The 21,992-nt window shown below is 44.7% G+C and carries 23 protein-coding genes; 17 read left to right on the top strand and 6 right to left on the bottom strand.

The genetic code is table 11. The annotated features are described in order from the left end of the window. The first annotated feature begins 52 nt into the window (after nucleotides 1–52). From QET93_RS04290 to QET93_RS04325, 8 genes are all read left to right on the top strand, one after another. Complete coding sequence (locus tag QET93_RS04290) at nucleotides 53–586, top strand: hypothetical protein (RefSeq protein WP_280131984.1); 534 nt, start codon at nucleotides 53–55, stop codon at nucleotides 584–586. 2 nt (nucleotides 587–588) lie between these two features. Further along, on the top strand, nucleotides 589–990 hold the full coding sequence (locus QET93_RS04295; protein WP_280131983.1) for a hypothetical protein: 402 nt from the start codon (nucleotides 589–591) through the stop codon (nucleotides 988–990). 69 nt (nucleotides 991–1,059) lie between these two features. Next, the gene (locus tag QET93_RS04300; protein ID WP_280131982.1) at nucleotides 1,060–2,166 is read left to right on the top strand and encodes an ankyrin repeat domain-containing protein; all 1,107 of its coding nucleotides are present in this window, start codon (nucleotides 1,060–1,062) and stop codon (nucleotides 2,164–2,166) included. A gap of 25 nt (nucleotides 2,167–2,191) precedes the next feature. Beyond that, nucleotides 2,192–2,962 carry a hypothetical protein gene (locus tag QET93_RS04305; protein ID WP_280131981.1) on the top strand — a complete coding sequence of 257 codons (771 nt, stop codon included), beginning with the start codon at nucleotides 2,192–2,194 and terminating at the stop codon, nucleotides 2,960–2,962. Nucleotides 2,963–3,007: 45 nt separating this feature from the next. Further along, entirely contained in the window at nucleotides 3,008–3,799 is a 792-nt protein-coding gene (locus QET93_RS04310; protein ID WP_322190118.1) for a GYF domain-containing protein, read from the top strand. Between the two features lie 14 nt (nucleotides 3,800–3,813). Continuing rightward, a complete protein-coding gene (locus QET93_RS04315) occupies nucleotides 3,814–4,521 on the top strand; it encodes a GYF domain-containing protein (RefSeq protein ID WP_322190119.1) in 708 nt (235 codons plus the stop codon). A gap of 31 nt (nucleotides 4,522–4,552) precedes the next feature. After that, complete coding sequence (locus QET93_RS04320) at nucleotides 4,553–5,539, top strand: ankyrin repeat domain-containing protein (RefSeq protein WP_280132686.1); 987 nt, start codon at nucleotides 4,553–4,555, stop codon at nucleotides 5,537–5,539. An 85-nt stretch (nucleotides 5,540–5,624) separates the two neighbouring features. Then, nucleotides 5,625–5,960 carry a hypothetical protein gene (locus QET93_RS04325; RefSeq protein WP_280132687.1) on the top strand — a complete coding sequence of 112 codons (336 nt, stop codon included), beginning with the start codon at nucleotides 5,625–5,627 and terminating at the stop codon, nucleotides 5,958–5,960. Nucleotides 5,961–6,926: 966 nt separating this feature from the next. Here the strand turns inward: QET93_RS04325 and QET93_RS04330 are convergent. Continuing rightward, on the bottom strand, nucleotides 6,927–7,616 hold the full coding sequence (locus QET93_RS04330; protein ID WP_280132688.1) for a hypothetical protein: 690 nt from the start codon (nucleotides 7,614–7,616) through the stop codon (nucleotides 6,927–6,929). 278 nt (nucleotides 7,617–7,894) lie between these two features. On the opposite strand from QET93_RS04330, the gene QET93_RS04335 reads away from it, so the two are divergent. From QET93_RS04335 to QET93_RS04355, 5 genes are all read left to right on the top strand, one after another. Further along, the gene (locus QET93_RS04335) at nucleotides 7,895–8,524 is read left to right on the top strand and encodes a hypothetical protein (protein WP_280132689.1); all 630 of its coding nucleotides are present in this window, start codon (nucleotides 7,895–7,897) and stop codon (nucleotides 8,522–8,524) included. Between the two features lie 2 nt (nucleotides 8,525–8,526). After that, a complete protein-coding gene (locus tag QET93_RS04340) occupies nucleotides 8,527–9,396 on the top strand; it encodes a PD-(D/E)XK nuclease family protein (RefSeq protein WP_280132690.1) in 870 nt (289 codons plus the stop codon). 808 nt (nucleotides 9,397–10,204) lie between these two features. Further along, nucleotides 10,205–10,609: a hypothetical protein gene (locus QET93_RS04345; RefSeq protein WP_280132691.1), complete on the top strand. Its 405-nt coding sequence runs from the start codon at nucleotides 10,205–10,207 to the stop codon at nucleotides 10,607–10,609. Further along, nucleotides 10,609–11,913, top strand: coding sequence for a DUF3440 domain-containing protein (locus QET93_RS04350; protein WP_280132692.1), 1,305 nt, complete (start codon nucleotides 10,609–10,611; stop codon nucleotides 11,911–11,913). The genes QET93_RS04345 and QET93_RS04350 overlap by 1 nt, the downstream gene beginning before the upstream one ends. Further along, complete coding sequence (locus QET93_RS04355; protein WP_280132693.1) at nucleotides 11,895–12,422, top strand: ParB/RepB/Spo0J family partition protein; 528 nt, start codon at nucleotides 11,895–11,897, stop codon at nucleotides 12,420–12,422. Before QET93_RS04350 ends, QET93_RS04355 begins: the two co-directional genes overlap by 19 nt. 258 nt (nucleotides 12,423–12,680) lie before the next feature. Here QET93_RS04355 and QET93_RS04360 read toward each other — a convergent pair whose 3' ends face one another. The 3 genes from QET93_RS04360 to QET93_RS04370 are packed head-to-tail and all read right to left on the bottom strand — an operon-like array spanning nucleotide 12,681 to nucleotide 17,363. Next, entirely contained in the window at nucleotides 12,681–13,043 is a 363-nt protein-coding gene (locus QET93_RS04360) for a hypothetical protein (RefSeq protein WP_280132694.1), read from the bottom strand. 11 nt (nucleotides 13,044–13,054) lie between these two features. Continuing rightward, entirely contained in the window at nucleotides 13,055–15,577 is a 2,523-nt protein-coding gene (locus tag QET93_RS04365; RefSeq protein ID WP_280132695.1) for a two-component regulator propeller domain-containing protein, read from the bottom strand. Between the two features lie 55 nt (nucleotides 15,578–15,632). Further along, nucleotides 15,633–17,363 (bottom strand): hypothetical protein, encoded by a 1,731-nt coding sequence (locus tag QET93_RS04370; protein ID WP_280132696.1) that lies wholly within the window; start codon nucleotides 17,361–17,363, stop codon nucleotides 15,633–15,635. Nucleotides 17,364–17,785: 422 nt separating this feature from the next. On the opposite strand from QET93_RS04370, the gene QET93_RS04375 reads away from it, so the two are divergent. Next, nucleotides 17,786–18,214, top strand: a complete 429-nt coding sequence (locus tag QET93_RS04375) for a PD-(D/E)XK nuclease family protein (protein ID WP_280132697.1) — start codon at nucleotides 17,786–17,788, stop codon at nucleotides 18,212–18,214. Nucleotides 18,215–18,261: 47 nt separating this feature from the next. Here the strand turns inward: QET93_RS04375 and QET93_RS04380 are convergent, their stop codons facing one another. Further along, nucleotides 18,262–19,494 carry a three-Cys-motif partner protein TcmP gene (locus QET93_RS04380; RefSeq protein ID WP_280132698.1) on the bottom strand — a complete coding sequence of 411 codons (1,233 nt, stop codon included), beginning with the start codon at nucleotides 19,492–19,494 and terminating at the stop codon, nucleotides 18,262–18,264. Nucleotides 19,495–19,509: 15 nt separating this feature from the next. Next, a complete protein-coding gene (locus tag QET93_RS04385) occupies nucleotides 19,510–20,337 on the bottom strand; it encodes a phage Gp37/Gp68 family protein (RefSeq protein ID WP_280132699.1) in 828 nt (275 codons plus the stop codon). Nucleotides 20,338–20,610: 273 nt separating this feature from the next. Here QET93_RS04385 and QET93_RS04390 point away from each other — a divergent pair, with 273 nt between their 5' ends. From QET93_RS04390 to QET93_RS04400, 3 genes are read left to right on the top strand one after another with little or no spacing between them, the layout of a single operon-like run. After that, a complete protein-coding gene (locus tag QET93_RS04390; protein ID WP_280132700.1) occupies nucleotides 20,611–21,462 on the top strand; it encodes a DUF932 domain-containing protein in 852 nt (283 codons plus the stop codon). Nucleotides 21,463–21,507: 45 nt separating this feature from the next. Further along, complete coding sequence (locus QET93_RS04395) at nucleotides 21,508–21,813, top strand: hypothetical protein (protein WP_322190120.1); 306 nt, start codon at nucleotides 21,508–21,510, stop codon at nucleotides 21,811–21,813. An 8-nt stretch (nucleotides 21,814–21,821) separates the two neighbouring features. Then, nucleotides 21,822–21,974, top strand: a complete 153-nt coding sequence (locus QET93_RS04400) for a hypothetical protein (protein WP_322190121.1) — start codon at nucleotides 21,822–21,824, stop codon at nucleotides 21,972–21,974. Nucleotides 21,975–21,992 lie beyond the last annotated feature (18 nt).

The following is a 21,992-nucleotide window of genomic DNA, read 5'->3' on the forward strand; positions in this document are numbered from 1 at the left end:
GACTAAAATCGTAAAAAGGAGATATACAGGCAATGTAAACGAGATGCCGGCAATGAAAAGTATCATCCAGTTCACCTGTCCCCAATGCGGAGGCCATCAACTGATGCTCGTCGAACGAGCCATGCACCGTTCTATCGTCCAGACTCTGGAAACGGACCGACAGGGAGAATTGACTGTCGGTCACAAGGTTCTGGTGGACGATTTGTGCGGGGAACCATTGGGGTATCGCTGTGCGGACTGCCGTCATCCGGATTGCCATGGTCATGATTCATCGGAAGGGTTTCAGTGGCATTCTCTGGAGGAGGTGCAAAGCGCCGGGGGTATTGTCTGGCCGGACGGGATGGAAACGGTAGAGCACAGGTGCATGGTTTGTTTCCCCGACGGGAAGATGACGCCTGTGATCGTCGAGGTCGTTCATCCCGGAACTCTCACCGAGAAGGAACGCCGCACCGTTCTGGAACGTGAACGAGCAGCGCATGGCATCCTGATCAGCCAGTCGGATTCCGGTATCCGGACATTGTCCTGCCGCAACTGGAAGCGGGTCAAAAGGCATATTCTTCAATCAATCAACACATCTATTTTATGACTATGACTTCCATATTGGCAGAAATCAATCCTTATGTTTTCATAAGAGGCGCGCAGGAATTGCAAAAAACAGAAACAGGAAGAGAGATTCTGTTTACATTGCTCTCCTCCGGATTGTTTGGTTTTGCAATCTTTCTGGCGCTCTACTGGTTGTCCGAGCATAAAGAGCCGGCGGCAATCAAGGACTTCAAGACGATTGCCATTGTATTCGCCGTGGTTGATCTCATCCTTGCCGTGATAGACTCCGGTTTTCTCGCCTTGCTGGAATTGGCAGCCATTGTCCTGGTTGCTCATAAAGTTTTGAATTTCACACTGGGCAAATCATTCGGCGTATTGGGCATCAGTATAGGGATTTCTCTTGTCGGAGGTTTTCTGGCAGCAGTGATTTTGGGTGTCGAGATATAAACGCGATAAGGGATAATGGGAGCAAGAGTCCACAGACGAAAAATTCGATTTCCCCGGGTCATTATTCTGATGGCAGTCTTGTTGTGTCTCTGCAGTACCTACAATGCTTCCTCACAGATATACAGCGGAGGCGGGGATATAAGAGTTAATGAAGGATGGGGAGACACTTTGGGCCCCCACTACACGATCGATGAATTGTCCAGATTCATGTATCTTGCTGTATCGAAAGGCCAGGACAAAGAGGTTCTAAGACTGATACAGGAAGGCGCTGATATTAACGCCAGAGACCAGGGAGGCAGAACATTCCTTATATGGGCTTCGATGGGAGGACATGAGAGAATTGCCAGGATATTGATTGATGCCGGGGCAGATGTTCATGCGAAAGATGCAAAAGGTGCAACAGCTCTCATGCTGGCCGCCGCATGGGGATATGATACCATCGTTCAGATGTTGATTCTGGCAGGGGCAGATGTTAACGCAACAAGTAGCGGACATGAAATCACTTCTCTTCTGGCAGCTTCGCTCAAAGGTCATGCTGAAATTGTAAAGATGCTTATTCATGCAGGAGCCGACATTAACGTCAAAGGATTCGAAGAAACAACTCCCCTGATGATAGCTTCGGAAAACGGTCATGAACAAGTAGTCCGAATACTGATTGATGCGGGAGCTCATCTTGAAGCACAAAATGAATTTGGCAAGACTGCCCTCAAATTGGCTTCGGATAAAGATCACGATAATATCGTGAAAATATTGAAAAAAGCAGGCGCCAGAGGAGACTGGCTATGGATAAGCCTTTTGTACAGCATAATCCTGGGAGTGGTAATGTTTGTAGTTATTGCCGTGTTTTCAGCTGTCGGGAAAAATGGTGGATACAAAAGACTTATTCTATGGAGTGCCGGGGTAACAGTAGCTGACATGTGCTGCAATTTAACATTTGGTGGCTGGATACCGTATTTTATCCATGAATTCAGGTTCTGGGGAATCCTTGACAGATCACTCAATTTCCCTTGGGGTGTGTGGTATTCATTCTTAATGATAAGCCTTGGAATTCTGGTCGAACTTCGGACAGCTTGCGACTTTAAATGGTCCTGGGGACGTTCTTACGTTACTCTTTTCAGTATTTTGGCTCTAACTCTTTTCGCATCTTATCATGCAGGCAACATTCTGCTCGGATGAAATTAACATAAATACAAACATAACAATGAATACAGTACGCCATAGACAAAGACTTGGGATAAAAAGGAGCATTCTTACTGCTCTGTTGATGGGATTTTGCTGCCTTTTTTATACCCCTGAGGCGTTCTCTGATGAACCAAGCTCCCCACCGCAGATGAATGGTCTGGACGCAGATATGGCTAAAGGTGTCGCTTTAGCGAAGAAGCGCTATGGGGATCAATTACGTGAGCAGTATATGGGAGGCACTAATACGGCCAAGGAATATGCTATAGGAGCTCTCCGAATGGAGAACGCTATTGCTGAAGCCGAAGGTAAAGGCGACACTGGCCGTGCTAACGTGTTACGTCAGCAATTGGCGGCTGTTCAGAGCTCAAATCAGCGTAGTATTGCTGCATTACAACAGAAGGCTGACGCAGGAGATATTGAGGCACGAAGAGAACTGGATGAATACTACGCATTCATGAAAACCGTGGAAGGCTCTTCTTCTGCGGGTTCGTTTCCATTCCTGATCAGCATCATATCCGGTCTGTTGTTATACGGGTATATTGTGCTGCTTTCTCCCAAGGATGCTAGAATAAATCGGAAAACATTGATCACGTGGTGTGTTGGCCTAGCCGTCTTCGATATGCTTGGCAATTGGGTGAATCAATCATGGCTCTTTCTTTTCGTTGAAATCCTGGTCATCCTTGTAGTTGTCCGAAACTTCCAATGCTCATGGAAACGTTCCTTTACTATCCTGGGACTCATGCTTGTCTCCATACTCATTCTGGGAGGGCTGTTGCCATTATTCTTCTGATGCGTTTTCTCTCGTTCGGTTCATGAATCCACGCCTTTGATGCTTATGATTTCCTATTACCTTGTCCGACCGGACAGCACACAGGAAGGACCTTTTTCCGAAGATGAACTAAAAGGGTTCTATCATCAGCGGACTCTGCCTCCCGGATCTTACGTTTGGACAGAAGGATGGGATCAATGGCGCCCCTGTGAAGACGCCTTTGAATGGTTTATTTCCAGCGCCAAGTTGCCGCCTCTTCCTCCACATTTCGGTTCAGAAGGTACAGCCTCCCATTCAGACACATCGCCTGCTCATGCTGAAAAACACGAGAAAGCCTTGTCTTCAGATGAAATGAAGGCATCGACAACAAGGGAATACAAAACCTTGTCAGATTGGATTCAGAACCAGGAAATTCTGAATCAGATTCATCAGTGGGGATTGCGGGCATTACAGGTGAAAGGACAAACATACGGGATAAACCATTATACGGTCTGTGTTATTGGCCTGATGCTGATGGTCGTCATCCTTTCGTTTGGTTCGGAGAAAACCGCTGTTCCCCAGTATGAATCAAATGCGTGGATACAGAACAATACGGGCGGAGGCGACAATTCGGACTATCAGTTGCAACAAATGGTTCATGCGGCCAATAAATTTTATGAAAACAATGCCATGGAAATCTGCAAAAGATGCGGAGGAAGCGGGGTCGTGACGCCGGGTAGTGGAAGGGCTCTCTGGAATCGAGCGGAATCAAATCAATACCGCATGCCTTGTCCGCAATGTGGCGGAGCTGGCGAAGTACCACGATCCCGGAATATCGGACGTTTCAATGACGGTACTTATCAGGGAAGCGGCTGGTAAATCAGACAGGAATCATGAACGATTATCATATAACACGACCAGACGGCACCCAGGAAGGTCCGTTCTCGGAGGAAGAGCTGGAGGAACTTTACCGGGACAGGAAGCTTCCGCAAGGATCTCTGGTATGGACACCCGGCTGGGCTACGTGGAAAGCTTGTGAAGATGCGTTCTCCTGGTATGCGCCTCCTCCACCGTTGCCCGGTGCACTGAACAATGGTCGGGGAAGGAAAATATCTCCCTTCCTTCAGGATGCATGGTTATATATGGCAATAGGATTTGGGATAATTATTCTTATTTTTACTATCGCTGCTTTTTGGCCTAAAATTAAACTAGGGCCTTTAGCAATAATGGGATTTGTTTTTATATTCAAAGGCTTTGGATCTTTCCGGAAGCATTCCATGGCGAAAGGAGAAAAAACAAAAGCTACGCCTGTTCGTTCCGTCCATACTCATGGGCGACATAAAAGCAGTATCATTGCAGGTTTGCTGGCTATCTTCCTGTGGCCTGTTGGCGCTCATAAATTCTACAATGGAAGCTGGGGGTGGGGGATCATATATATTGTGATCATTGTTGCTGCGTGGGTTAACCCTAATCCGAATCTTGGAATTTTATGGATTTCCGAATTCATCCTTGCTCTCATTCAAGGGATATGGTGGCTGGCAAACCCGGTTTACTATCATAGAAAGTATAACGAAACGTCTCCTTCTCCTATGAAGTGGTAACCAGAAAGAAAAGACTCTAACACATAAACATATGAAATCGAAGATATATCAAATAGGTCACGTTGTCGCTCTTGCGCTGATTTCCGCAGTACTCCTTTCCTCATGTGGAAAAACCGATAACCCCGAAGCCAATAAAAGAGATTCGAATGGGAATACGGTTCTTATGAAGGCTGTCAAAGAGGGGAACGTTGATTGGGTGACGGAACTGATCAAAGACGGAGCACGTGTAGATGCGAAAGGGCAAGGAGGGATAACTGCCCTCATGTGGGCTGCTGCTCTTGGGCATGCGGACTGCGTGAAAGCATTGATAGCCGCCGGAGCGGATATCAATGCGAAAGAAGATAAGGATGGTAGTACAGCTCTTATGGTAGCTGTTCTTAAGGGGCATACGGACTGCGTAAAAGCATTGATAGCTGCCGGAGCGGATATCAATGCGAAAGAAGATAAGAAGGGGTATACGGCGTTGATGTTTGCTGTTGGTGAGGACAATACGGATTGTGTAAAAGCATTGCTGAAAGCTGGAGCGAATGTGAATGTGAAAGCCAAAAAGGAGCGAACAGCTCTTATGATAGCAGTTCGTAAGAAGGATTCTGAAAGTGTGAAAACATTGATAGATGCCGGAGCGGATGTTAACGCTAAGGACAAAAATGGAATGACGGCTCTCTGGATGGCTGATTCTGACTGTGTGAAGATACTGATATCTGCCGGGGCGAATGTGAACGCAAAGAATAAGGAGGGTTGGACGGCTCTCATGGATGCTACTGAGGATGGGCATGTTGAAAGAGTAAAAGTACTGCTGGAAGTTGGCGCAGATGCGAACGCGAAGACTAAGGATAGGGAAACGGCGCTCATGATAGCTGCTGCTCTTGGTCATGCGGACTGCATGAAAGTATTGTTAGCAGCCGGGGCAGACATAACCGTGAAGGATAAGGATGGGGAAACGGCTCTTATGAAAGCTATTAGATATAAAAACGCAAATTGCGAGAAGTTACTACAGGAATCGGTATCCAGAAAGTAGCGTTGGAATAACTCCTTTAAGCTGTCTTTGATGAAATATCCTCTTGCTGGTTGTCATGTATATTTAAGGAAGGAGATTCTTTATTATGAAAGACAAACCAATCAAACAACCTTGGTCCCGGAGTGCAAAGATGACGGTGTGGGTGCTGGGTATCGTATTCAGCTTTGTGACGTTTCTTGCATTTGCGTATGTTCCTCCATGCAAAGAATGTATGCGTAGGGACGCAGAGAGTCATACCACATGGCCGATACCGAATCCAAGTTGCGTGCCCGTGGCGGCGATGCTTGCAGATACTCTAAAAGACCAAAGGACCAAGCATCCGAAGGATTTTCCTCCTCCTAAGACACAGGATGAGGAGTTTATCAAAGACATCCTGGATGCGGACGATACGGTCGAGTATCTGAAATCTGTGGGATATTAACCATCCAACACCCTGGTACAGAGCCTCTGTACCAGGATGTTGCTTTTCAGAACAACTCAAAGAAAGGGGACCATTATGAAAACAAAGCTCAAAGATATGTCATTGGCCGGCTCGTTCCGTGTTTTGTTTCTACTCGGTGTTTTGCTTTCCTAGGATTGCGCCCATATTCCAATAGCCTGACATCAATACATAGTTGTTCCTGATTCGGGTCATCAAGGTACGCCTTGAGCTATTAACCCTGAAAGAAAATTATGAAGAATAAACGACCGTGGCCCCGGAGTGCCAAGGTGATGGTATGGGTACTGTGTATCTTGCTCTCTCTTGCTAGTACATATATTGCACTTGATGCTATGATATGATAGCCGGTTACTTCATGCGTTAAATGAAGAGTCGAAGCCAGCAGATACTGTCGAAGTATCTGCCGAGAAGGAGCCAGAAGTACCGTACACTACCGGATTCCCGGTAGCGTTCCTATCTCGCATGAGTCCTGAACTTGAGAAAAAATATTCGTAGACAGGCCTGATGATGAAAGGTTGACGCCACCGTATGCACGTTTTCGACAGCGGCCTAACGATGATCATATGTATATTCTCAGAAATGGGAAGCCGGGAGGATTCTTACAGAAAATGGAGCCGACCTTCTGGAGGCATACCTGCAAGGGTATAATGACGCAACGACAAGCTCTTGGCGTTACGGCTTTCAGCGCATTACAGCAGGGCTCATGTATCAGGAATCACAGATCTTAAAGAGTTCAAATAAACTTCTGTTGGACGGCTAGACAGATCCTGATCTCTCTGATCCTATGATAGAGATTACAGTATAGTGCAGAACAACTCATAGAAAGGAGGCCATTATGAAAGGACCAAGTAGTACCGAAAAGGCAGACAGGTGCATAGACGACATATGCCACGGCTATCCTTTAGGACCTATTGAGCAAAGATATATTGCGTTGAAGGAATTCAAGTATTAAAAATTATGTTTAATTTTCCAATATTTTATTTTTTCTGGAATCCTATGCTCTACATACCAATAAGGATGCTTGCATACATACCATAATTTTTCTTTAAATGTTAACCAATCATTTTCACAGTATAATTCTTCGGATTCTACTTCCTTAGCAGAAACACTTATTGGATTAGAGAGATCATCTAGAATTGGAGATATTTTTTTGAAAAAACTCTTTGCTGTATGAAAATAACTTTCCATTTTATGATAATAAAAAATGCTTAATATTTCTGGAGATGAACCCGTATACGTTACATCATCTTTATAATGAACGAATTTATTTCTAATTTTAAATAAACAAATTATTTTTTCTTTTAGATCATCTTCTATTTTTTCTGTTAAGAAGTCATTTACAATATTTATCTTATTGTAATAGTGCTTGTTCAAATTTTTATTAGATGATTTCCCTAAACGAATTAAGCAAAGATTTAATGCCGATTCAATGGATAATGCTAAAAGGATGACTGATAATGTTGCCGCCTTAATCCCTATAAATAGTGATGGCAATTGTTCTTCATGAGTGAAATCTAAACCATCATCATCTAAATCGTGAATAGCCTTTGATTCTAATAATTTTAAATATAGTTCATATTGTTTTATTGCTTCACGATAGAATAGAACTTCACTATTGATTCTGAATGCAAAAGCCATAACTTCTCCTTTATAATCATTTGATACAAAATGTCAATGTAGAAAAGAAATGCGCTCCTATTTATACTCCTAATTCCCCAAAATTTTCCATGTCTCTGCAAACAAAGAACCTCAATATACTCATGACAAATATATCGACGAAGGAAAATGATATTACAGAGCGAGAGATTAGAAACATTCTCATCTGAAATAACACCTCCCCTACCGTCATATATACCAGACACAGGGATTTACCTGCCTGTCATCCTTCACAAAGCCGTCATGGTCCCATACCGGGCATGGCGGCTTTACTGCATCCACCCATCAACAACGAAAGAACCACCACCATGGCTATCAAACTCATCGCCAACTATAGCAAACGCCTCGGACTGCCGGGGTATTCGTCCCACCAGTTCGAGGTATCCATCGAAACCGAAATCAGCAACACATCAGAGTTGCCATTCGAGACAGAACGGCTCTATGGTTCCCTTCAGGCCGCCGTCGATGCCCAGATCCAACAGGTAGGATTTGTTCCTGACGAACATTACGGCTCACAGGTCACGCAAAGGCCTGCCCTTGGGGCTTCCTGCTCACAGATGATATCCACATCATCCGTGAGGCAAACACCTCCTGCAAGCGTTCCTGAGAGCTCTATTGCAACTGTTCCTGCATGGAAGTGCTCGGAGAAGCAACAGTCTCTCATCCTGGAACTGGCCGGAAAATCCGGGCTGGATGATTCTGCCCTGAACGAACTGGCTACCCGGAGATTCAACAAGTCCGTTGCCATGCTCAACCGCATGGAAGCTTCCGGGCTGATCGATGAACTGATGAACCGCTCCGGTTCTTCATCCAAACGTTCGGCATCAGGCAGGAACAACTACACCCGCCGTCCCGCTACGGCCTATGCCGGTAACTCCAACCCGTACTGACCATGATCGCTCCCGTACCCCGCTCCATACGTTCATCCTCCCTGCACCCGGCTATCGCATTGGTGAAGAAGGTTCCTTCGGAGGCTTCTTCTCCCTCTGCCGTACGCCCGGACTACCTGTCTCCCTCCTCGGTCAAATCGTATCTGTCGTGTTCCCTGCGCTTCTTTTTCGAGAGGGTAGTGCAGATACGGAAACCGACGACGGTCGCTCTACATGTCGGCAAGGCTATCCATACCACACTCCAGTCCTTCAACCTCGCCCGATGGCGGGGAGAGGACAGTAGTGAGACGGCCATGGAAGAAGCCTTCTCCGCCCACTTTCTGGAGCTGGAGAAGACGGAAGGCCCGGTGAACTACGCCGACGAAGAAACGAGACAGAAGGTACGTTCCTGCGCCTGGAACACGGTCAAGGCCTACATGACCTCCGGCGAGGTTGCTTCACAGATGCCCCTGGGAGTGGAAGTCGGTTTATCGGCTACCATCCCCGGCTTGTCGGTTCCCGTGCGAGGCGTCATCGATCTCGTCCAGCACGATCTGACGGCAGTGGACTACAAATCCACTTCCGCCAAACCTGACAACGGGCATGCCGCCTTTGATCACGAGCTTCAACTGGTCACCTACCAGATGATGATCGAAGAAGCCACGGGAGACACGCCTCCGTCGCTGGATCTGATCTACCTGGTCAAGACGAAGACCCCTCAGGTGATCCGGGTCAAGACTCCCCCAGCTGACGAACAGCGCAAGCGGCGCATCGCCGACCTGTACAGGATCGCCTACGAAGGCATCACCACCGAGCGTTTCTATCCCCAGCCTGGGATGCAATGTTCCTGGTGTCAGTACAGAAAGGAATGTTCCGGGTGGTGTAAGAAGTGAGAGGAAGTGGTTATTCAGAAGCCTGCCGTTAGGATGGCTTCTTTTTAACTCTTGTTTATTCGAAAAAATGAATCGGATACCTGAATAAATTCAGTCTCGGGCTTTCGACCTACCCGATGTTTCATATTGGCTGCAAAACTTAGACAGTCATCCATCAGGATAATCTGAAGCAGTAATTTCGCATGCTGTCCATATTTCAGACTCTTCCCAAAGCATGTTTCGTTGCGATAGTATATCATACTTGTGGGACAACTGAACCAGTTGAAGGATTTATTCAAACATGTTGACCACTGTTCATTCATTCTGAAACCAGCCAGGATTTGATTCAAGTGGAATACTCTACGGGTGGGCAAATACCGCCTTTGCATAAAAGATGAAAAGCAGCTATCAAGCATCTAACTCCAATTTATGTGATTTACAATCAACTCTCAACATGGCATAGATCGGGTCAAGGTTGTGGCAGGATTTGGTAAGCAACCCACGGATTTTTTGCTATATTTGTTAGATATACAAGTGTTTGATTTAGAACTAATATTTTTAATATTATTGCAATTATCCAGATTTTCCCTCATACTTCGGATGTACTCGAGAGACCGGGAGTGGCGCAACCTCTCCAAGTGTTATAGAAAGGAGTTAAGGCGGATAAAGCTGTAATCATATCAAATCGTTTATATAAACTGGTCGGATGATTAATATTGATCCGGTTGTTCGATGAATGAGTTTAACAGACTTTGTCATTTCCTGCATGGTTGTGCCGAGTCAATCAACCAGACAGGAATATTTATGAGTGTAACGCAGATAAATGATTATGGACATAATACGATTGAATGGAAAAGATAAACTTCTGTATGATCTTGTTGCACCTCTGGCCATGAACCCTGCCGTTATCAGACAGAATAATGGTTATCCGTTTAAAACATCCCAGCAACATGTATGGTATATAGCGGTAAGTGATGATTCCGTCGTTGGCTTTATGCCGTTAAAAAAGGGTTCTGCCGGCATGCTTATTGATAATTATTACATAAGAGGCGACGATAGTAATATAATCACCGGGTTGGTGGAAAAAACAGTATGCGACTTTGGTTCTTCGGGGACTTTGGCGGCAATGGTATTCAAGCGGCATGTGGAAATTTTTCGCAATCTCTATTTTCTGTCCGTTGTCGAATTGAAGAATTACGACAAGATGGAATATCGCAGGTTATTGAAAGCGTAATGACCCGGCAACCGAATGTTTATGAAGCAGTCCAAGGCAGGTTGAAAGTAATCTTCGACCATTTCGATTATGTGTATGTTTCTTTTTCCGGAGGCAAGGATAGTGGTTTGTTGCTGAATCTTTGCATTGATTATATTCGCCGCAATGTACCGGGACGAAAACTTGGCGTCTTTCATATGGATTATGAGGTACAGTATCGTCAAACGACGGATTATGTGCTCAGGACCTTGGAAAAAAACAGAGATATCCTTGATGTCTATCATTGCTGCGTGCCGTTCAAGGTTTCTACTTGCACATCCATGTTCCAGACGTATTGGAGGCCGTGGGAGAAAAACAAACAGCCTCTTTGGGTTCGCAACATGCCGGAGGGTTGCATGAAAGCGGATGATTTCGATTTTTTTTCGGATGATTTGTGGGACTATGATTTTCAGTATCTTTTTGCTCCGTGGCTGAAGAGCCGGAAAAAATGTCATCGAGTATGTGCCCTGATAGGCATACGCACACAGGAGAGTTTCAACCGCTGGAGAGCCATACATAGCAGCAAGAATTACAGGCGCTTCCAGGACCATAAATGGACTCACAAACTGGGTTGCAACATATATAACGCCTATCCTCTTTATGACTGGAAAACTTCTGATGTATGGATAGCCAATGGCAGATTCCGCTGGGACTATAATCGGTTGTACGATCTCTATTATCAGGCGGGAGTTCCTCTCCATCGGCAAAGGGTAGCAAGCCCGTTTATCTCGCAAGCCATCTCCGCCCTCTCCCTTTACCGTGCCATTGACCCGGATATGTGGGGGAAAATGATTGGCCGGGTCAACGGCGTGAATTTTGCAGGCATTTACGGAAAAACCAAGGCAATGGGGTGGAAATCCATCACTTGCCCCGAAGGGTTCTCCTGGAAGCAGTATATGTATTTCCTTCTTGATACGCTTCCTGAAAAAGTACGTGGTAATTATCTGAGGAAGCTGGAAGTCAGCATGCGTTTTTGGAAAAAACGTGGCGGATGTCTGAGCCGGACAACGATTAGAAAGCTAAAAGATGCCGGAGTAAAATTCACGGTGGGGCGTTCAACTGCCTACCATACGGATAAGAAACCCGTCAGAATGGAGTACCTTGACGACATTGATATTGCAGAGTTCAAAGAAATTCCTACGTACAAACGAATGTGCATTTGCATCATCAAGAATGACCACGTGTGCAAGTATATGGGTTTTTCTCCGACCAAGGAAGAAAAAGACAGGAGAGAGAAAATCATGGAAAAGTACAAATCCCTGGAAAAATGGAAAAAGCGTTTGTAAGCCCTGTTTATCAAGTTATTGCCGTTCCGGTAGAAAAGGTTGTGGCGAATACCTACAATCCCAATATCGTGGCACCGCCTGAAATGAAACTATTGGAACTCTCGATATGGGAGGACGGCTACACCATGCCCTGCGTATGCTATTACCTGAAAGACCGGGATCAGTATGAACTGGTGGACGGATATCATCGTTATCTGGTCATGAAAACCTCGGAGAGAATCTACCGGCGAGAAAAAGGGCTGCTTCCCGTTTCCGTCATTAATAAGGACATTTCCGAACGTATGGCTTCTACGATACGCCATAACAGAGCTCGAGGTACTCATTCCGTAGAATTGATGAGCCATATTGTTTCCGAACTTGCCAAGGCAGGGATGTCCGATGCGTGGATCATGAATCATATAGGGATGGACAAGGATGAATTGTTGCGCCTGAAACAGGTTTCCGGACTGGCAGAATTATTTGCCGATAAGGAATTCAGCAAATCGGAAACCTGGATGGAAGATTATTGATCTATTTCCAGAATGGAGAAATCTTTCTGAAATCGTCCATTCCAAACCGGTGTCGCACAATATTGTACAGTTAATCTTCTTACCGAATGATTAAAAATCTATTTGCTTTTCAAGATCAACTAATTAGCAACTTGTTATTCTTTTGACAGAATATCTTTTACCAGATAAAATATTTGATTATATCGCAGACATAAATCAACAGTCGTACATGGTAATGTACGACTGTTGAAATCCTCCATAAGAATGATATGAGGTCAATTAATCCACAGAGGAACCCTGAATATTAGTTGAGGCTTCTTTACAGGTTAATGTTCCTTGATTGTTAATGATAGATTCAGGATCCAATTTTGTAACATCAGTTTTGACTGTATATGATTGACCTCCAGCATTTGCCGATCCGGAAAACGGAGTTCCAGAAAGCGACCAATCATGTGCTTTCGCTGGCTCTTCGGGGGTTATTTGCCCATTTTTACCCGTTATAAAAGCAGGGACATAGGAGAAGATTTTACCTTTTGGTCCAACAGATATTGCTCCACCTCCTGATGCTCCTGGGGCTATCGTTCCAGCATAGGATGTTGAACAAGTTATCAGAATGGCAAGTATATAGGCATATTTTTTCATTGTGTATAATATTATCTATGGTTTTCTAGTTTTGGAGGATTATTTTTCCAAAGTTCCAATTCTTCGTCTGTTACACTCTCCAGGCGCTCTCTGAGTGCCTTGATTTTGGTATCATCAACGAGGTTATTGGAAAAATAGTCCTTCCACTCGAGATTTAAATAATTCATAACCTCAAGGTCTTTCACGGTAACAGGCAATACTCTGGGGCTTTGCGGAAAATACTCTTCCGTTAAAAAGGCACCTCCATTGTACTCTTGTAATTTATACCAAGATTGAAGAAGAGTTTTGTCAAATAATTCCCTTTCCCGTTCATTCCATAATTTTAAGCTCCATCTCATTAATGAAGATAATTGAGATGGAAAAGAATTTTTGTTCTGACTTCGGTAAGCATCTATAGACCAACGATGTGCCTTAGCAAGATTTAAGGGATTTAGGCTTATTCTATTCACGGTATCCCACGCATTGACTAATTCGTGCTCCTCTTGTGAAAATTCCTGTATCTTCTTTAGAGGGAATAGGTCAATGCCTTGATATTCATGAAATAAATCTTCTTTTGAGTATTTTCTGAGTAGCCCACTATTGTGAAGCCGGGAAATGAAAACTCCGTTTATTCTTGCACTTTGAGAATAATTCCTCGCTATTCTCACATAGTACATACCAGGTCCCCTAAGAAGGAATGTTTTGTAAACTCCGTTAACTGAAATGTCTTTGACTCTGGTTCTGGCCAACACAGGTTCCTTGAGAATCTGATCAGTTTCCTGTTCAAGAGAATGATCACAGGAACCATCTTCCTTTTCCAATCTGTAGCATTCCAGAGAAATCTCGTCTGGCATCTTACTTTTGTACTTTCTGATTTCAACCAGAAGATCCCTTCTTGCCATTTCGGGGAGAATCATCGCCTCATTGTTATAAAAATACATGGTGAGCTCATAGGGGATCTCTTCCGTAACCTGTACCACAAGCCACAGATCTGGACCATCAATGGATTTGCCTCCTCCGGCGTCACTCCACAGGCCATATGATTTAGTGCACCTGAATGGATTATGTAACGAATTAGGGTCTTCAGAGTTATGTATCCATCCCAGTCCTGTTTGTACTCCACGTTCATGAGGACGGTTATTTCCCAGACGGCATCCTACCTTCGCCGAACTGCCATCAAATAGGGAGAAAGACTGTGAACCAAATCCAAAGTTGGCACCGCATAAAATACCCAGATAATTACCATATCGGTGACACCACCATCCTTTTGTCGCCCAATCTTCTTTCCAGTAAACGACAGGACAGGATGAATTTTGATCCCCGTTGTCTGTACGGAATTCATCGGCTTCCTTTTTCAACGAAGCCCATTCCCGAGGAGGAGGAGGCTGAGGGTGATTGATATCACCAGTCATTCCTCCATTCTTGCTTAATGGAGTCTTTTGATTAGGTTTACAGATGTTAATCAATCCGTTGCCGTAGGTCATGGCGTATACGGAACCATTAGGCAAAGGAATGAATCCTGTTACCCAGGGAGTGACGACTTCTTTGGGAAATTCTGCAAGCCGAATGATATCAAGAGAACTAGGTTTTACCAAGGCGGCTCCCCTATCTCTGAAACCAACCCATAACCCATCGGATGTCAGAGACATTGACGTCACGTAATCTTCCGGGAGCAGCTTCCTCGATAGAAAAGGCTTCCGAGAGGTTCGGACGAGTCCCGATATGCCCATATTTTTGTCCCAGTAATCCTCACCACGAATGAATTTCCACCCTTGCCTTTTTGAAAATAAAGCTATACCGGTATCTGTTGCCACCCAAACATATCCTCCTGGACCACACAGAATGGAATTACATAGATTTGAAGGTAGCCCGTCCCCCATAGCTTCGACAGGGCTTCTTAACTTCTGATCCTTATCTCGATACCAAGGAGCCTGGACGAGAGATTTCTCTTTGTACTGACCTTCCTTGGTCACTTGTGCAACTCCACCACAGGCATAGGCGATCCAAAGAGTTCCATCTTGGGCGAAAGAAGCCGCTTCAATCTGGTCAGATATCAAACCTTCCGCACGGGACAGGTAAGACCATTTCTCATCTTCAGGATTATACAAGACAAGTCCTGCCGATGTGGCTATGGCAACCTGTCCCGTTTCCTGAGAAACGACAATATCAAAAATTCTCTCACCCGGGAGAGCACTTTCCCTGTCGTATTGCTTCCAGGATACTCCGTTAAAAACAAATACTCCCTGATCGCCAGTCCCAATCCAAATGCGTCCTTGCTTGTCTTCTGCGACACAGTAAACATTTTCTGTTTCAGGACATCCTTCATAATAATTGGCGTTCATCCAGTTTTCCTTGCCATCTTCGCTGATCCACCCTCGATAGATTCCGGATTTTTCACCCACAATCCAGATAGAACCGTCTTTGGAAATCAGTCCGTCGGTAATATATAAGACGGGGCAATTTTGGTTTTGATCTGCATTGGGCATACTTTGACCAAGGACTGTAAAGGAGCCACATACAAACAGAGAGAAGACAAGCGATAGTAATGATTTCATGAAAAGAATTGATAAAATTAAAGTGTTCCGATTTGAAACAATAATATCCAAAGTTCTATTTGCCTAGCGATCTGGTTAGTTTTTCTTCAGCATTTGAGAAAGCCTTACCGGAAGCAGCATGCTCGGCTGTCAGAACTCCGCGTTTCAGAAAGGATATTGCCCTTTCCTGATATTTGGAATCCTTCCATAGAAGTATTTGCTCAACATAAACGTCTATCAAGGTTACTGTCATAGACGGGTTTTTTTGTAAATCTGAAATAGCTTTTTCCAAGAAGTTACATATCTGTTTTTTTGATGAACCCGAAAATTTGTTGTCTTGAGTATTTTCAGACCATTTCTTGAAATAATTTTTTCTGGTTTTTACGTTATATTCAAGTTTTCCTGCCAATGAGGGAATAGCTTTTTTGGCTTCTTCAGCTAGTGTTAACATGTACATTTCCGATGCGTCTCTTGATGTGGAGGAATCAAGCATTAATGCTGCTAACTGTAAAGCATCGTATTTCCCCTGTCGGATTCCTAACCCGTCATTGACAAGCTTCCTCATGATGATCGGCTCATCCCTAAAGCTTTTTGCTATATCACCAATTAGGGCTATTTTTTCTTTTTTCCCCAATTTTTTTGATATCAAGCGAAGAGAATCTTCCCATGCAGGCAAGTTCCATTTGGTTGTCTTAACTGCACAATCTAGTAAAAACTTTTTATCCTGTTCATTCCGAGCGTATTGCGATAATTCATAACATAACCAGGATTGTTCGAATTGGCTATGACTCTGAAATTTAGAGACAACACTGATCATGTAAGGATGTCCAGGCCATGGACTGAGATTTCTATTTCCTGTCCAAATCCAGCCATATATATTATTACCGATCTTCCAGTTGCCATCTGTGCTTTTCCAGACGAATGCACAATGTCCAGGTTGTGAGACGGTATAGGCAGGGATTCCCTTTGCTCCGATAAATCCGCACGCTGAGGTAGAAACAGCTCCACAGACACCACCGTATTCAACTAATATAGGAAGAGTCTGGGGCTTGAAATCATAAAATTTATTCCCTTCGTGTATACTGACCCCATCCTTATTTTTCATTCTATATGGAATGAAACTACAAGCGATGTCACCTGCATTTCGGTCCGTATAATTCTTTTTATTAGCTGTATGCATTTGTGCCCATGAAAGTTCATCCACGTTACGCCCAGAACTAAACAGGATGGACATTTCCCATGGGTGTAATGTTTCAAACTGTGAAAATAATTCCCCCTTTAAATGGGATTGTTGATAAAATCGATATCTGACCATTCTATCTTCAATCTGTTCTTCGGATGACAGGGATAATGCCGCACCGAGAGCCATTTTTAAATTGGATCCGTCAAGTGTTTGATTTTCAAGTTTCCAGATTTGATGGATGAAATCCAGAGTCATGAAATTACCTTGGCCGGAAAAAGCCAACCCTTTTAAGATATCATCATTGGTCAGGAGGAATTTGACAAAACCCTTGTCCTTCAAGGCTTGAATGGTGTATTGACTTTTGGGGCAAATTCGATCACAAAAAATAGACAGGTAACAAATTTTTGCCAACACCTTGTCATTTAGCAACATCTCAAGTCGAGATTCATTTAGCGTCCTCTTATTTACTTCTTGTTGTAGATATTGCGTACAGAACTTCGAGATGCTTTTGGGATTGGCTGACCAGCATTGAGTTTCGAGGTTCTCTATCGATAGAGACGCCGTAGAAGAGGCAATGGAAACCCCTATAATACATAAAAAAAGAATATGCATTAATGTTTTCATGAACAAATTTATTTAAACAGTAAAAAAATATATTCTCTATCGAGAGCTGTCAATAATGGAATTACCTACACGTGTATTTTATAGGACATTCTTGACAATATCCTACGCCACACCCACGCCTTTACGACATCGGGAAGGGTATCATGCAAACACTGTTTGACGGAGGTAGGAAACGAGGTATATTGGATACCAACCTAGCCGAATAGGCCATCTCGGAGGCAATCTGCCAACAAGAAGTCCCTGTCTCCTTCGGTGAAAGACGTAACATTCTTATCAAGCACACACAGAGTTGGATCATTTACAACGCTGCCAGCGATGAAATCAACCGGTTCTGGCGAAACTAGGGCATTGGCCTCCAAGCGATACGCCGCCTGCTACATCGGTCCGACGATTCTCTCTTGACGTACACCGAAGTTTCCTGAATGAGGACGCACGATATAGTTGTCGCCGTAGTTTTTTATTTCCTGAAAATTCAGCACGACCTGACGGCAGTGGACTACAAAACCGCTACTGCCAAGCCGGATGCCGGCCATGCAGCCTTTGACCACGAACTCCAGCTGGTCACCTACCAGATGATGATCGAAGAAGACACGGGAGACACGCCTCCGTCACTGGATCTGATCTACTTGGTCAAAACGAAGACGCCTCAGATGATCCGTGTCAAGATCCCACCAGCCAACAAACAACGCAAGCAACGCATCGCCGACCTGTACAGGATCGCCTGCGAAGGCATCACTTCCGAGCGTTTCCATCCCCAGCCCGGGATGCAATGTTCCTGGTGCCAGTACAGGAAGGAATGTTCCGGGTGGTGCAAAGAGGTAGTACAGAAATCATTCAGAAGCCTGCCGTAAGGCCGGCTTCTTTTTAGATAATTGATATCTGGAAACGACAGGCGGAGTTATTTAAAAGAGAAATAGGTTTGGAGAGAAGGAATAATCGTGTCGTTTAACCTAAATGATGATCGAGAATAGGGAGGACAGGAGATTACTTTTTCTGTTTTTAGAACTCTTAATGATTTTAAGATCATATCATGGTCGGCTATAGTTGTATTTGCTACATCGTCAAGTAATTTTGATAATTGAATACCATCTTGATGATGGTCACGAATGTATTTACCAAGATCGTCATGAAGGGTTATTTGACATAAATCTTTGTTTTTTTCTGTGAATAAAAGACCTTCCTCGTATAAATCTGCATCAGCTTGAGGTCTATATGCAAAGATATCAAGTCCACAATTGCCAAAATGCCGAGAACCGTTCTGTTCTTTCCAATGTTCTCCAACCATGGCATAGCGTGCTCGACTACTATCAGCTAAATGTATGAGCAAATAACCACGGTGATTATTTTCCGGCATGATGTAAAAGGGAGAAAAATATTTAATACCTGTAGCATAATGGTATGCCGTTGCTATGCGGGCTTCTACAGGATAACGCCAGTCTTTAGTCGTCTTGCACAATGCGAGAAATTCATCGATATTTACACAAGGCTCAATACCAATTGATTGGAGACTCTTTTCAAAAGGTAATTTGTTTTTTTCCGAGAAAAAATCAGCAAGCCATGTACTTGAAAAATTAATGATAAATTCGGCACGTCGATACAACCGATTATGTATGCTTTTTATTAATGTAGCAGGAACTTGACTATAACCACATTGGTCTAGAAAAAAGATAGTTCTATTACCTCCTCGTGGATGACGGCGATTGATGTCAGAAATAATTTCATCAACACTTTGAGAAAAACTTGAATTTCTAATTTTAATTTCGAGGCCAGTATATCCATATTTAGCCAAATTTTCTTTTAGAAGATTATAGTGATCTTTATTTTTTTCTATAAAATAGTATGTTGGTTTTATGGTCAGACTACTTTTCCGTTCCTGATTAATTATAGCATTGGCTTCTTTTACGGCATTAAAAAAAACAAACGGAGAGCCTAGCTCTCCGCCTTTATACAAACCACCTCCAGCAAAACCGTCAATGAAAGTAACTTCCTGTTCTTGTTTCCCTCGAATATTTTTAAGTAATATAGTGAGATATGAAACAAGATACCCATGAAGTAAATCTAGTTTCTTTTGACTATGCTTTTCTAAAACAGGATACCCATTTTTCCAATTAAAGGAGTCGTTATTATCCATGACTTATATAAATAATTAACATGTGACAATACGCCGATATGGAAAACCATTCCATTCATCTCCATCTAGCTCTCTCCCTGCGCGTTTTTTACCAAGACCTACCATCCTCTGCCCAAGTAACTCCACGGTATGACGTTTTTGAATATCGGTGAGAGTTTCTTCAGGAGCCCAATGTCCCCATTGTTTGAAATGGAACGGAATATCAGCAACTTGGCATTGGTCACGAAGTTTTCTGACCCAATCCGGGTGCATAGGACGTGCTTTTGGCCCACTTTCACCACCTGTAATAACCCAATCAATGCCGTTTTGCCATGAAGTAATGTCCAAGGGCCCTAGAAGAGGCTCACAACTTAAGAAACGTATTTTAGCTGAATGTTGTAATAGATGTGGAATACGTTTATTGGCGTATTCTTGATTTTCTACGGTAGTACCTAGCCATACATTATCTGGCCAATTATTTACCCAAGGACAGAAATATTGGATTTGATCGGGATGCTTGGTTAGCAACAACCAATCAAGATTAGGCGTTTTTAGGATTAGTTCCCATAATTTATCACGCCAAGGCGAAAGTTCAGAACGGGGTTCGAAAATATCAGACATCGAAGCGCAAAAGACTCGATGTCTGATTCCTTTTACTTTCGATGCTTTATCCCATAAGACAGGTTCATGCCAGTGTTTATCTCCGAAAAACCGTCTTTTGGCATTAGCCCCCCAAATATCACACCCGACACGTTTGGCCCAAGTTTCAGCGTAACAATTGGCACAGGCAGGAGATACTTTTGTACAACCCCACCACGGATTGAAAGTATGATGAGTCCATTCAATGGAAGAATTTTTGGCCATAATTTCTGCGATTAATTTATAGGAATATTCCTTTTTGCCTAGTCCTAATTCCGAGCAAGAGGAAATAGAATGAGATGTATGACCATTATCACAAAAGAGGCTATACGATTGAATAAGCCTGTCTTTCGGATGGAGCCATTCATCTGAAAATCCCTCTCTCCCCGCGTCATATATCCCTGAGGAAGCAGCTTCTCTGCTTCCTTCCTGTGCCCACCTCCCGGCCTTGTTCCGGGAGGTGGGCTTTTTGTTGCAACAAATCAATCATCAATGAATATGAATAATCAAACATTCACCCACGAACTCTATCGCAACCGCGACAACAGCCCGCTGGATAGAAACCAGGTCCGGCGTGTCGCACCCTCCGTCTTTGCCGACCGCGAGGACGACAGCCGTTCGAAGAAATATCGCTTCGTCTCTTCCGACTCCCTACTCGACCAGATGGAAGAAGCCGGGTTCCTCGTCGTTGGAGCCCAGGAACAACGCACACGAAAACCTGACGGCACTCCCACCCGCAAGCACCTGATTCGCTTCGCCCACCGGGACGTGCTGGAACACAACCGTGAGCAGCGCATCGAAGTGGTCATGATCAACAGTCACAACGGCAGCTGCTCCTACCAGCTCATGGCCGGGATTTTCCGGCTGGTCTGCACTAATGGTCTGATTGTCGGGGCTCGTATTGCCGCCATCAACATCCGTCACATGGGACATACCGGGGAGGATGTGATTGCGGCCAGTCTCCGGCTGGCCTCCGAAACGCCCCGTATCATGGACGACATTCGCCGCATGCAGGGAGTGGAACTCCCCTACAAGCGGCAGGCGGACTTCGTTCATGAAGCGGCCCGGCTGCGAATGGGAGACGACTACGAAGACAGGATACGTCCTGAAGCCCTCCTGTCCCCCCGGCGCTGGAACGATATCGGCTTTACGGCGGGAGGCCCGGCTACCGTCTGGCAGTGCTTCAACCGGGTTCAGGAAAACCTGATCCGGGGAGGCGTTCCCTTGAAGCCACAGAAGGAAGGTGCTTATCGCCGCCGTTCCCTGCGGGCGCTCAACGGTATTGACGGCAATACGCGCCTGAACCGGGAGCTCTGGGATCTGGCCGACAGCTACACCCTGAACAACTGACCTGAGACGACCATGAAAAGAAAACATCATCTGAGCTTGAGACGTATGAGACGGACTCCGTCCCTGACCGGACTGGAACTATCCATTCTTCTGTACCTTCACGGCGACTTTGAACGCAGTGACGAGGAAATCATGGCAGAATGCCATGGCATCGAACAGGAGAGCGTCAGGCATGCCATCCGTGGTTTGGCAGGCAGGGAGTTCATCATCCGTACGAAGGAAGAAGAATTCCTGCTTCGTCCCGACTGCTGGCTGATTACCTATGCCGGACGGCAGGCGCTCAAGCAATGGGTGGCCGCTATCGTTCCGACTCGTCGATCATCCCGGACAAGAGCTCACGCATCAGCATAGCCATGAACATGAAAGACCTCCTCATTGCTCTGGTGACGCTCGTACTGCTGTGTCTGCTGGGGCCAGTCGTAGTCGGCATCCTGTCGGCCATGGTGGCGGTGGCTCCCTACCTGCTTGCCGTGCTGTTGATCCTGGGCGTTATCGCCTTCTTCCGCAAGTAACCCCGACAGGAAAGGAAC

Source organism: Akkermansia sp. N21116 (genome assembly GCF_029854705.2).
Classification (GTDB): Bacteria; Verrucomicrobiota; Verrucomicrobiia; order Verrucomicrobiales; family Akkermansiaceae; genus Akkermansia.